This window comes from Kordiimonas sediminis, from assembly GCF_014656395.1.
GTDB lineage: Bacteria > Pseudomonadota > Alphaproteobacteria > Sphingomonadales > Kordiimonadaceae > Kordiimonas_A > Kordiimonas_A sediminis.
In genome coordinates this window covers 136,791-148,974 of the sequence record NZ_BNCI01000001.1, presented here as the reverse complement: position 1 = coordinate 148,974, position 12,184 = coordinate 136,791, and the positions used below count along the sequence as shown (strand labels likewise).

15 protein-coding genes are annotated in these 12,184 nt (G+C 48.1%); 3 read left to right on the top strand and 12 right to left on the bottom strand.

Annotation, left to right across the window (positions count from 1 at the left end):
* Positions 1-7 precede the first annotated feature (7 nt).
* The 8 genes from IE181_RS00640 to IE181_RS00605 form a co-directional block, all read right to left on the bottom strand.
* Complete coding sequence (locus tag IE181_RS00640; protein ID WP_191249633.1) at positions 8-646, bottom strand: CpaD family pilus assembly lipoprotein; 639 nt, start codon at positions 644-646, stop codon at positions 8-10.
* 12 nt (positions 647-658) lie between these two features.
* Positions 659-2,107 carry a type II and III secretion system protein family protein gene (locus IE181_RS00635; protein WP_191249632.1) on the bottom strand — a complete coding sequence of 483 codons (1,449 nt, stop codon included), beginning with the start codon at positions 2,105-2,107 and terminating at the stop codon, positions 659-661.
* On the bottom strand, positions 2,104-3,102 hold the full coding sequence (gene cpaB / locus IE181_RS00630) for a Flp pilus assembly protein CpaB (RefSeq protein WP_191249631.1): 999 nt from the start codon (positions 3,100-3,102) through the stop codon (positions 2,104-2,106). Before cpaB ends, IE181_RS00635 begins: the two co-directional genes overlap by 4 nt.
* A 70-nt stretch (positions 3,103-3,172) precedes the next feature.
* Positions 3,173-3,658, bottom strand: a complete 486-nt coding sequence (locus tag IE181_RS00625) for an A24 family peptidase (protein WP_191249630.1) — start codon at positions 3,656-3,658, stop codon at positions 3,173-3,175.
* Between the two features lie 115 nt (positions 3,659-3,773).
* Positions 3,774-3,962, bottom strand: a complete 189-nt coding sequence (locus tag IE181_RS00620; RefSeq protein WP_191249629.1) for a Flp family type IVb pilin — start codon at positions 3,960-3,962, stop codon at positions 3,774-3,776.
* A gap of 412 nt (positions 3,963-4,374) precedes the next feature.
* A complete protein-coding gene (locus tag IE181_RS00615; RefSeq protein WP_191249628.1) occupies positions 4,375-4,860 on the bottom strand; it encodes a TadE/TadG family type IV pilus assembly protein in 486 nt (161 codons plus the stop codon).
* The gene (locus IE181_RS00610) at positions 4,860-5,351 is read right to left on the bottom strand and encodes a TadE/TadG family type IV pilus assembly protein (protein WP_191249627.1); all 492 of its coding nucleotides are present in this window, start codon (positions 5,349-5,351) and stop codon (positions 4,860-4,862) included. The genes IE181_RS00615 and IE181_RS00610 overlap by 1 nt, the downstream gene beginning before the upstream one ends.
* 4 nt (positions 5,352-5,355) lie before the next feature.
* Entirely contained in the window at positions 5,356-6,654 is a 1,299-nt protein-coding gene (locus IE181_RS00605; RefSeq protein WP_268245730.1) for a pilus assembly protein TadG-related protein, read from the bottom strand.
* A 217-nt stretch (positions 6,655-6,871) separates the two neighbouring features.
* Here IE181_RS00605 and IE181_RS00600 point away from each other — a divergent pair, with 217 nt between their 5' ends.
* A complete protein-coding gene (locus IE181_RS00600; RefSeq protein ID WP_191249625.1) occupies positions 6,872-7,843 on the top strand; it encodes an alpha/beta fold hydrolase in 972 nt (323 codons plus the stop codon).
* A gap of 47 nt (positions 7,844-7,890) precedes the next feature.
* Here IE181_RS00600 and IE181_RS00595 read toward each other — a convergent pair whose 3' ends face one another.
* Together IE181_RS00595 and hisN are read right to left on the bottom strand one after the other, a co-directional pair.
* Positions 7,891-8,598: a transporter substrate-binding domain-containing protein gene (locus IE181_RS00595; protein WP_191249624.1), complete on the bottom strand. Its 708-nt coding sequence runs from the start codon at positions 8,596-8,598 to the stop codon at positions 7,891-7,893.
* Between the two features lie 156 nt (positions 8,599-8,754).
* Positions 8,755-9,546 carry a histidinol-phosphatase gene (gene hisN, locus IE181_RS00590; protein ID WP_191249623.1) on the bottom strand — a complete coding sequence of 264 codons (792 nt, stop codon included), beginning with the start codon at positions 9,544-9,546 and terminating at the stop codon, positions 8,755-8,757.
* 69 nt (positions 9,547-9,615) lie between these two features.
* Here hisN and IE181_RS00585 point away from each other — a divergent pair, with 69 nt between their 5' ends.
* Complete coding sequence (locus tag IE181_RS00585; protein WP_191249622.1) at positions 9,616-10,794, top strand: NAD(P)/FAD-dependent oxidoreductase; 1,179 nt, start codon at positions 9,616-9,618, stop codon at positions 10,792-10,794.
* A gap of 1 nt (position 10,795) precedes the next feature.
* Positions 10,796-11,626: an MOSC domain-containing protein gene (locus IE181_RS00580; protein ID WP_191249621.1), complete on the top strand. Its 831-nt coding sequence runs from the start codon at positions 10,796-10,798 to the stop codon at positions 11,624-11,626.
* Positions 11,627-11,732: 106 nt separating this feature from the next.
* Here the strand turns inward: IE181_RS00580 and IE181_RS00575 are convergent, their stop codons facing one another.
* The gene (locus IE181_RS00575; RefSeq protein ID WP_191249620.1) at positions 11,733-11,990 is read right to left on the bottom strand and encodes a GlsB/YeaQ/YmgE family stress response membrane protein; all 258 of its coding nucleotides are present in this window, start codon (positions 11,988-11,990) and stop codon (positions 11,733-11,735) included.
* Positions 11,990-12,178 (bottom strand): YqaE/Pmp3 family membrane protein, encoded by a 189-nt coding sequence (locus IE181_RS00570; protein WP_191249619.1) that lies wholly within the window; start codon positions 12,176-12,178, stop codon positions 11,990-11,992. The genes IE181_RS00575 and IE181_RS00570 overlap by 1 nt, the downstream gene beginning before the upstream one ends.
* Positions 12,179-12,184: the final 6 nt, after the last annotated feature.

The following is a 12,184-nucleotide window of genomic DNA, read 5'->3' as shown; positions in this document are numbered from 1 at the left end:
CTTACCCTTAGTTCTTCGTTGTCGAGAAGGCACCAGCTTTTGCTGCGCGTGCACGGTCCGCTGCGACGGCCTTGACGGAAGGGTCTGTTCTGGTTTCACCCTTTTTACCACCTACAAGGTCCCGGGGGTCCGCTACCATCAGACCAAGAGCGCGTTCGTTCGCACAGCCATGTCGAGCTGCCGGGTTGTTTCTGCGGTCGTCGGTTAATTCTGCTTCCCAGTTGTCGCAGGCTGGTGGCTCATAAATATGCCGTTCAACATACAGGATTAAATCACCGTCCAGGGGACTTGGACCCAAAACCTGTACACCGCCATATTCAAGTCCGCGGGCCTTGATGAAGGAGGCAATTGCGTCTGCACGTCCAGGCGCAGTGCCTGCGCCAGAGTCAAGCAACAAGACATCGCCGTAACCAACGTCAATGCTGGCGAGGAATTTATCAAGCCCCGCATAGGTTACGTGGGACGGTGTATCTGTGCCGTCAGGTTCCGCCGCTATGCGGTACGGCAAGCGTACCATCTGGACGCTGCCACGTATTTCATTGTCTGCTGTCTTAGCAAGACCATAGTCCTGACCATTACAGGCACCCAGCGTGAGGGCAGTAACGGGAAGAACGAGAAGACGAAGAGCTTTCTGTACTTTTTGCATGATTTCCTCCTGTTACTTCAGCTGGAAGCCAGCGCGCTGCTTGCGGGATGGCCCTTGGGCAGCATCGCTTTTGCCAGCTTTGTTAGCGACATTTGGTTTCCACTGCCGGTTTTTCAGATAGCGTTCCATATCACCCGGCGCCACAAAACCGTCTGTGGGCAGGCTTAGCTGGCGATCAGATACCGGTCGTACCACATACGGAGTTACGACAATCAGCAGCTCTGATTCGTTGCGTTTAAACTGCTCTGACTTGAAGAGTGCACCAAGGATTGGAATATCACCCAGTCCCGGGATTTTATCCGCAGCTTGCGTCGTGGTATTTTGAATAAGCCCCGCGATTGCAAATGATTCGCCGGATCCCAGTTCAACCGTTGTTTCCGCTTTTCTGGAACTTAGCGCAGGAACACTAATCCCCTGAATTACAATGGCGCCGGCTGAAGAAAGTTCACTAACCTCAGGGCGAACATGGACGGAAATACGACCTGTGTTGAGAACCGTTGGGCTAAAGTCCAACCGAACACCAAATTGCTTATATTCGATGGCGATATTGCCGTTCCTGTTAGGGATAGGAACCGGAAATTCACCACCCGCGAGGAAGTTCGCGCTTTCCCCCGACATTGCGGTCAGATTAGGTTCCGCAAGTACTGTGATCATGCCGTTGTTGTCGAGAGCATCAATGGCATAATTGAGGTCCAGAACATGGTTAGATCCAATGTCAACGATATCACCGTATATGCTCGGTGCTTCGCCAGAAGTGAAAATTTTGGTTGGCAGGCCGGTTATAGGGTCGGCAATTGTTTCAACAATATCCCGGCCCTGTGCCAGGCCAATACCCCAACCAGACTTGAAAAAACCACCTTCCCAGTTAAAGCCAAGCTCTTTCAGGACGGAGCGAGATACTTCGGCAACGCGAACACGCAGGTTTACCTGTGTTGGTTGGGTGATTTTGAGTTTATTTAAAACCTGTCCTTCTTCACCGACAGTTGCACGGGCAAGGCTTTCTGCTGTGTCTGCCTCCTCGGGGGATGCAACGGCACCGTCAATGACAATAACACCGCCCAGCATGCGTGCCCGGATGTCACGGTCTGGCAGAAGTTGTGCGAAAGATGAATTCAGGGAATTCAGGTTGCGCGTAACCTGCACGGTCGTGCTGTAAATGGTCTGATCATTTTCGTCCATGGCGTACAAGGTGGTCTCACCCGGCGTTTTACCAAATACATAGATCAGGTGATTAGATTTAACCTGAACATCAGCTACAGACGCGTCGACAACAAAAACCTCTGTTGCGGGGCGACTTAGTCTGATCAACTTTCCTTTGCTTGCCTCAAGCGGAAGAATTGTTTCAGCCGGGGGAATAATGTCAGCCCCCTGATTAATGTCACTGGAAAGAGCAGGGGTAGCAACACTAAGTAGTAAACCTGTTGCTGTTATCAGCCCTGCTTGCCTAAGAGCTTTCCTCATGGATCCGTCCCCTCATCATCAACATCGCCTGCCTGGCCCTCTACGGGTGTGGCTGATTCTTGTTGCGCCCGGGCATATGCTTCCCCGATCGCCTCTCCCTGTGCTCTTGCGCGATCGATCTCATTATCAGCATCAATTTCCATCTGACGCATCCGTCCACCACGACGCACAATCAAGGTGTTTTTCTTCTTTTCTTCTTCAGATTCTTCGTTGAATTTCGTCCGGAAACGGGAAATCTCGGCTGATTCTGTATAAGCACGTTCCAGCACAGCCGTTTCAATGATCTGGTCATCGGGCTCGCCTTCTTGTGCTAGTGGGCGCAGGGCAAGAGAAAGGCTTCCAAGACGGGGCACGATTGCAAGCTTTTCCGCAATCTTTGGTGTCACTTCAATGGTTGCCGATTTGCCTGGACGTGCAACATTTTCAGCTTTTTCTGTTCTGGTATCGATACCCAGTATGCGCACATTCTCCAGAATTGTCTCTGTGATGTTTTTAGCGATACCGGTTTTTGGGTCAGGGATGTTTTGTGTCAGCAGCAGATCAACACGGTCACCAGGGAAAATGAAACCCGCAACACCTGCGATTGAATTCAGTTTAATAGTGACAGCGCGCATTCCTGGGGTCAGGATTGCCGCCATGTAACCACGCTGGCCCATCGATACAAGCGATGTTTGGGTAATGGGTGCAGCTTCTGCAATAGTATCCAAAACCACCTTGCCCTGCAGATCTTCCATTTTGCTGGTTTTTCGCTGTAGATAGGCTGGGTTCATGGCGTCTTTGGGCCAGTCCTGCCATTTAAAGTCTTTAATAGTCAGAATTGTACCGCGCGGCAATTTCCTTGCAGCAACCATGATTTGCTCATTCGCAACAACTGGACGCTGTGCGGTGGTCGTTGCTTGTCGCTGTGCTCCTTCAAGGAAGGACTGCGTAAGAATAACAACCAAAACGACCCCAACAATTGCTGCGATCAATAAAATTATATTTCTTCCGTTCATGACCTGCTACTCCCTGATTCTCTAGCAGTTCGAATACTATGGCACTACCAAGGTTAATGGTTCGTATGCATTATTGATCAAATTGTATGTATTTTTGATACAAAACCCAAACCCCACTAAGCGAAATCGCAATTCCATAAGGTACTTGCGACGCTTTCTTACCAGAATCTTGCACTATTTGTTTATAGATTACCATAACTAAAGCAATAATTCCCCCGATAATAGCAGTATAAATAAGAAAACTACCTATGAATCGGGTTCCCGCGAACAGGCTCATCGCCGTTAAAAGCTTAATGTCCCCACCGCCCATGATGTTTTTGGCGAATAAAAACAAACCAAAAGCAAACACAGCGGCTGCAACCCCAAAGGGATATACAAGCGTGGGTAAGATTGAGGAATCGGCGAACCATATCAGCATGCCAGCAAGAATCGCATAGAGGCAGATCAGGGCTACTGAAATCCAGTTTGGGATCAGACGGTCCTTAAAATCTGTGTATGCTGCCACCAACAGTAAGCCTGCTGATAGTAGATAGATGCTTCCGAATACTAAACTCATTAATGTGCCTGATATGTGTTTTTAGTGTCTCGGTATAATAAAGCCGCCGGAAGCTTACTTCCAGCGGCTATAAAATCAGAAGTATATATTTCTGATCAGTATCAGTCGGCCCAAATTAGTTGGTGCCAGCGTTGTTAGCACTTGATACCGCATTAGCAATGCTGCTGAAAGTAGATGACAGGTTGCTGCCAACGCTTGTCAGTGCAGTGATGATTACAACAGCGATAAGAGCAGCGATCAAACCGTATTCGATTGCAGTCGCGCCTTCTTCATTCTTACGTAGTTTCTTCAACAATTTGGTCATTTTATTTCTCCAGCTACCAAAGTTTCGATGACAACGATATTGTACACCAATGCTTAACAATTAGTTAAGTCATTTAAAAAATACATATATTACATATGGTTACAAGATATTTGTCTAAAAAATAGATAAAAATTTATCCAGATTCCTTACTCCTTGAAAAATAAGGGTTATTTGGCGCGTGGAATGAAACCTAGAGTGGGTTTTTTGCTTGTGCGAGTGTACACTTCATACTTGTCAGGGCATGAAATACGCGTCAAAGTTCAAGTATTTCCTTTTGACTGGAATATAGTAAGCCAGAATGTTTGATAATGACAAAGTATTGTTTAGAGGGGGGATTGAGCGGGGGAAGCGATTCTCTAGGCATTTTAAGCCTAGAGAATCTTAATTTTTAGAAGCCGGGCTGATTTGCGCCTTATGACGATGGCCCAGAAACAGAGCCGGGGAGGTTGGAGGCCAAAGAGGATGTAAACCCACGTGATGAACTTGTAATGGAGAAACCTTCCTGCGCAATTTTACGGCCGAATAATTTGTGAACAGGTAAAAAGGGTGTGTAACGATAGGTAATACTTACGCTTACACTTCTAGTGTTTCCTGTGGCTGGGTTTGTAACCACAATTGATTCTACATTGTCTGAGTGCAGGCCAAGCAAATTTCGACTGGCGACAGCAGATATTTCCGCAGGTGTAGCATTATAATTGACAGCAGCGTACCTCGTAGCTTGTTCCGCAGCATAATTGGTTGCTGAAAGACTATATGTCATAAAAGCAACCTCGATTATCATGTATATGACGCCAATAAATACTGGGGCTAATATTGAAAATTCAACTGCCATCACGCCATCTTCAGCGCTGCGGGCCCTGCGAAAAGCGGAAAGTGTATCTTTCAGAATTGTATTCATTAGTGTCCTCCGTTCAGACGAACATTAATTTCTTCCTGAAAATTAATCTGCCCGCCATCAACAACACCAGGATAGTTTAAAAGTGTATTGTATGTGGCTCTAAGTTCAATTTTCAGAAAAGATGCGCGCAAGGAACCGTCATCACAGATTGTGTCTGAGTTTGTAGATGAATTAACGCATGCAATAGCGTTATTTGTATCAAGACAACTGCAGTGCATTGAGGATGTCAGGACTACAGTGTTTCTGGCTGAGTCTGGCAGCGCGTTACGGACAGCTGCGAGAATTTCAGAATAATCACCATCAATGGGTTTATGGACGATACCGTATTGCATGCCCGCCCGCACCGCATTGGAAAGCATCATCTTTTGATTGATGGCAAGAGCAAGGTCAACTGTTCCCATACACATTAATATTAGTATGGGCAGAATCAAAGCAGTTTCTACGGTTATGCTGCCTGAGGTGTTTTTCCTGATGTGATTAAGAGTGATCATGTCATTATTCCACCAGATGTATTACGCGGGGGTTTGACAAGCCAATGATCGCGGAGCTTAGTCCCAGATCTTCACAAAACGTTTCGTCCATATCAATATTGACATCATTCGTACCAGTAAACTCAATGGTGTCGGCATACAGCAGCAAACATCCATCATTGCTGGAGTTGCCATTGAATTTCAGGTCGCCTTTGGGCAGATACAAAGCACCGTCAATAATAGTGTTGGCCCCACCATTGATGTGAACATCATTATCGCCTGCTGCCGGGTCCTGCGCAAAAATTAGTCCCGCATAATCGCCGGAATTTTTCGCTGTCAGGTTAACTGAAGCTTGGGCATTCCACTTGCTGATAGTGCCAACATTGCCGCCACTATCCTGTGTGAAAATGAAAGATACACCTGGATCAGAGCCGGTATAACCCGTTGTGTCGATTGACATGTTACCCTGCATCTCCAGGTCACTTCCCTGAATAAAATAGACGCCGGGTTTCAGTAGAATATCAACACCGGACCCTATATCAATACCACCGCAGTATACACCGGGTTCCAGCGTACGGTCTTCGACGCTGCCGTTTTTATGCGGGGAAACTGTTCCTGCATGATCACAGCCCTGATTCGACGGAAAGGGTAAATCTTCAAAAGGGTCTTCAAAATCTGGTGCAAATGTGCTGACCGAACCACTTTGCTCATCATGTAGGGAAAGATTGCCATTTCCGAACTCGTAAATATCGCCAGCAGTGGAAACGTCAGTAACCAGGACGTCGGATGTGCCACCAACCTCAATAGACTGGAGGTGGTTGCTGTTTGTGGCGATGCCGCATTCGGCATCTACGCCTGCATTACCACTAAAATCAAGGGCACCAGGTTCCGCTGTATTGAACGCGACGACACAGGCATTCCCGCCTGGGTCTATACCTCCGGCTACCGCACGGGTGCTAACTTCAACATCAAAGTTTTCACCACTGAACAGGGCAAAAAAGGCCGATGAAAAATAGAGCGCTTCATCTCTATCGACTAGAATCTCGGCGAAACCATTCAGGCCGTTATATTTGCCAGAAGATGGTGGGATGTTGATGGTTACTTGATCAGTGCCAGAATTAATCCCCTTATCTGCCAGCCAAGCCTTGACAGCAGTTTTGATTTCTTCATTCGTGTCATAATAATTCTGAAGGTGCGCGGCTTCCATGGCTGCCATGTCTGTAACAGACTGCATTTCGCGCTTCTCCAAATACCAGTTACTAATGTCAACAGCGACACCCATAAAGCCGATCAAAACCGGCATTATAAATGCAGTCATTGTCATCATACTTCCGGAATCATTTTCTTTGATTCGTCGTGACAGTGAAGATAAAATTTCTTTTTTCATCAGATTTGACCCGTCTATGTCTATATTTTTGCTGGCCAAACAAATACTCGATACATGTGCCTAAGTACTATAGACTATAGCAAATTCTTTGTCATTTCGTATATGGATGAATAAAATTTTAACCATCTTTCAACGGTAGTCGGGAGTGCGGGGCATGGGTATGAAACAGTGGATGCAGAACGCTAAGGATAATCGCCTGCAACCGCCCGAAGGATTTATCACACGGTATATCAAAACATTTGATGGTGCCGATTTGCGTATGGGGTATGCGGGGCAAGCTAGTGCAACCAAAGGCACTGTTGTATTTCTTCCCGGCCGCACGGAATTTATTGAAAAATTCTATGAAGACATGCACTTATGGCATAAATTGGGGTTTGCTGTAGCAGGACTTGACCTGCGTGGTCAGGGATTAAGTTACCGCGAAGACCCTGACCGGGATAAGCATTATTTATCCAGTTTCGACCCGCATATTAAGGATGTGAAAGCTGTGCTTGAAGCTCTCAGCGCAGCAGGGATGCCAAAGCCCTTTACCCTTATGGCACACTCGGCAGGCAGTCATGTGACGTTGCGTTTTCTCCATGATCACGGGAGTATGGTTGCCCGTGCTGTTACCATCTCACCGATGGTGCGAATCGCACGCGGTGGTTTACCTGATTGGTTGTTCAGAGGGCTTCCGGCACTGATGGTGAAGCTTGGGTGGGGGCATTCTTATGTGCCTGGCCACACGGCTTTCAAGACGGGGCGTTGGGGGTGGCGCAAGAAATTAACCCATGACGACGAACGCTTTAAGGACGAAGATCATTTTATATTTAACCAAGACAGAAACCTGGCGGTGGGCGGGGCTACCTACCGCTGGATTGTTGAGGCGCTTGCATCAACAGACACGCTGAATGCAGCTGGGTATGCCGAAGCGATTAACACACCTGTTTTGATGCTGCAGGCTGCAGAGGACGAGATCGTTGACAATGAAGCAATGACAAATTTTGCTGCACGGCTACCACACTGCGACTTTCAGGTCATTGCGAATGCAAAGCATGAAATGCTGAAGGAAACAGACGCGGTACGGTCTGAAATCTGGTCCTATATCCTACCGTTTATGGAGCTTGATGTGGAGATGGGTGTTTAGTTCTTCAGGAGGGTCGTTTTTGGCCCGAGCAATAGAACACTCTATAGTTATTCCGGGCGAAGGGTCCAATATTCACTGGTGTTCGTTGCATAAGGGAGGAAAGGGGCAATTTCAGGACATTCTGAATTGATGAACATGCCGATATTCACTTCCATCAGCTTTGTTTCTGAGAATTGCAAGCGCGCTTTGTCATCAGATGATAGCGGGGTGCTTTCAAGCGAGAGATTATCGCCGAATGCGTAATCGGCCCTGCCATTTAGGACCAGCCTGAAACTGTTCATATTTGACTCCACTGACATTAAATGGATACCGGCTTCCAGTAATGCCTGATTAAAGCGACTATTTTTATCCTGCCGCATAATGGCAACATGTTTACCTTTCAGGTCTTCTAGATGTTGCCAGGTAAAGGGTGTTTCCTCTTTCAGGCGATACAGACCCAGCAATACTTTCTCCCCCAGTTCGATAAGTCGCACGTTTTCGTGCTGATTTTCCGGTGGGGGATAAAATGCTGCACACCATTCTCCCCGTTCTTGACAAAGCTGCAGGCGGCCAGGCGGCAGGATAAGGGCATCTACCTGTATTGGAAGACCTTTGCTGGTTATAAAGCTGTTAAGCCGGTCAAAGCTGAGGCCTCCTGATGGCGACTTGCTAGTAGTATATGGCGGATATTCAACGGCGATCACTTGCAGATCATTGGCCCATGCGGTTTGGCTAAGGAAAATGAAACCAACAATGAATGATAGTATGCTGCGCATAAACTATGCCTACCTAATTATAAGCGACCTAATCGCCCACATATTTTCTCTGACATGGTTGTGATTGTAAACAGGATGCGCACATTATGCGGTCATTCGATGCCCGCTGGTAGTATATTACAAGTTAGATAAGAGTCTGTAGTGGCGTTCGCTCTATTAATGCCTTAGAAGGTCTAAGGTGTCACGGTATAAAGCAGAATCACCTAAAGCAAGCAAAGTGCCATCCTCGCCCGGGTTTTCGGCTCCTGTCCAGCTGACAGCAATACCGCCTGCACCGCGAATAATCGGGATAAGCGCCATCATATCATAAATCTGGAGTCCGGTTTCCGCCACCACATCCATATAGCCAGAGGATAGGATGGCATAGGCGTAACAGTCCATGCCGTAGCGGACCAGACGGGAGGCGTCCAAAAGGCGCATGAAAGCATCTTTATCTTTGCCGCGAAACAGGGCCGGGTCCGTTGTTGATATTGTTGCCACCGCCAGGCTGGTGCATGGTCTGGTGGTAATTGGCTCGCCGTTCAGGGTTGCAATGCCTGGCTTGCCCACATAGCGTTCCCGAAGGTATGGTTGTTCAATGACGCCAATAACCGGTATGCCGTTAAAAAGAAGGGCAATAAGTGTGCCCCATGTCGGCAGGCCAGAAATAAAAGCCCGTGTGCCGTCCACTGGATCAAGAACCCATGTGAAGGCGCTGTTGGCTTCTTTTATACCGTGTTCTTCCCCGATGATGCCGTGATCAGGGTAATGCTGCTCGATCAGGGCGCGAATGGCAGTTTCAGCGTCTCTGTCAGCCACAGTCACAGGGTCAAAATGCTCATCTTCCTTATTGACGATGTCTACTTTTTTGCGAAACCATTTCATGGTCACGTCTGATGCCGCATCCGCGAGTTTTTCTGCAAAATCGGCCAATTCATCTGCAGTTTTCACATCTAGCAATTGTGTCATGAAATTCACCCTTTATTCCGGCTTGCCATCTTGCGCTTTATAGACCACATAATGGGCAAGGATGAAAGTATGTTTGACTATTTAATAATCGGAACAGGCATTGCCGGAACGGGACTGGCATATTTCCTGCCGGCTTCTGCGAAAATTGCCTTGATCGATATGGAAGATCAGGCTGGATACCATACGACCGGGCGCAGTGCGGCATTTTATGCGGAAACGTACGGTGGTGTTGCGATCCAGCCTCTGACCACTGCTTCTAAATCGTTTTTGCGTTCCCCGCCTGACGGTTTTGGGCCGGTTCTGGGGCACCGTCGCGGCTGCTTATACCCTTTTGGTGCCGACCAGAAGGACAAGGCGACTTCCCTTTATGCAGAGCTTAAGTCTGTTTTGCCAGAGACGCAGATGCTGTCTGCCGAGGAAATAAAAAAACGCGCCCCCCATTTGAAAAATGAACGGATCATTGGTGGCATTTTAGACCATGACTGCACTGACATTGAGGTTGCATCCTTGCATCAGGGATATATCCGTCACGTGCGCCGCAAGGGGGCTTCGTTTCTGTTCGGTACACAGTTTATGTCAGCAGAGTATACTGGGGACCACTGGGTCATACAAACTAACGGGGATACGCTGCAGGCGAAAACACTTGTGAATGCAGCAGGCGCGTGGGGCGATGTTGTTGCCGAGCGTGCAGGCGTTCCGGCGATTGGTCTGCAGCCAATGCGTCGGTCGATTGCCGTTGTTGGCAGCCCCCGTGGGTTACCGTTTGACCCGAACTGGCCCCTTGTCATTGATATTGACGAGGCCTTTTATTTCAAGCCAGAAGGCATTGGATATTTGATATCACCCGCCGATGAAACACCCAGTCAACCCTGTGATGCTCAGCCCGAGATTGAAGACCTGGCAAGAGGTATCGAGCATTTTCAAGAAGCAACGGGCATCCCTGTAAAGCGTATTGAAAACAAATGGGCAGGCTTGCGAACCTTTGCGCCGGACCGAAAGCCGGTTATTGGTTTTGATACTACTATGCCAGCGTTTTTCTGGAACGTCGGGCAAGGTGGTTTCGGAATACAGACCAGCCCAGCATGGTCCAGAACGGCGGCAGCTGTGTTGGAAGGGGCACCACTTCCTCAAGATTTGACAGATTTTGGTGTGGACGCAGTCAGCTATAGTCCTGAGAGATTCTTGTACAAAAAGCAATTCGGTCAGGTGAACGGTATTCCGGGAACTGCAAAAACGTTGGGGCAATAACATGCATATTGAAAAGCTAACATTATATCCGGTGAAGTCGATGGCGGGATATGATGTGCCTTCAGCCTTTTGCGATGAAAACGGCTTAGAAGGAGACCGCCGTTTTGTTGTAACGCGCCCAGACGGCAAATTTATTACCGCAAGACAGTATCCTAAGCTTTTAACCCTTCAGCCGCGATGGGTTGATGGTTTTGATAGACTGGAAATAAAAGGGCCTGCGGGTACGCTTCATGTGTCGGCACACCCCGGCGAAGATGAAAGTGCACCTGTCCCTGTTACTGTTTGGAATGATACTATTTTGTCGGGCGACTGTGGTGAAGACGCTGCCAACTGGATCAGTGAATTCCTTGGCAGGGAAGCACGCCTGAAAACACTTGCTGAAAATAGTTCCCGACAATCGGACGGCAATCCATTTGTGCCGGCCAGCTATGCAGACGCCATGCCGCTACTTGTTCTGTCTGATGCATCGGTTGAAGATATGAATAGCCGACTTGATAGCCCGGTCACTGTCCGGAATTTTCGGCCAAACATCTATGTGTCTGGTGTTTCCTCTCCGTTTGATGAGGATTATTGGTCCAGTTTCCGTGCAGAGGATGTTGAAATTACCATTGTGTATGGCTGCAGTCGCTGTGTGATGACAACAGCGGACCCTGAGACGGGGGTTTTCAGAAAGGATAAAGAGCCCATGAAAATGTTGGGTTCATATCGTCGAGGCCCCGATAAGCAAATCTATGTTGGGCAGAATGCAGCGGTTTCGCGTGCCGGTGTTTTGCGAGCCGGGGCTGAAATTATCCTTGGTCCGCGCCGGGACACACCCGTTTACAGTCTTTGACGGGTAAGAAGCTACAGCGACATAGTGTTTTAGATGCCGGGCCTGGGAAAGGTCGGTTGAAAAGATTGGTAAGACACGCCCAGATTAATCAGGCGTGTCATTTTCGTTATTGCTGATTTTCTTGATTATTGCTTTTTTTGCTGCTGCCGAAAATCAGGATGATTAGCACTGCACCAAATGTGGCTGCATATATGCTTTCAATGACGCCGGTGGTTGAAACCCCAGCATAATCCAGCAGGAAGTTGCCGAAAACGCCGCCCAAAATACCCAAAACTACATTAGCGATGACGCCGTAGCCCCTGCCGCGAAGAATATGCCCGGCAAGGAAGCCTGCAAGGCCTCCGGTTACGATGGCGGCAAGCATTAGCGGCCTCTCAGCTCGTCACGTAGCTGATCGTTTCTATACTGGCTGAGGCTGTAAACTGCCCAGATGGCAGCAACGGGCCATCCGACAAGCGTAAGCATTAGAATTAGACAGAAAATACCCTGAAATGGCCGTCCAATTGTAAAAAATACCAAAGGGGGCAAAAAGATTGCGAGCAATAAGCGCATGATCGA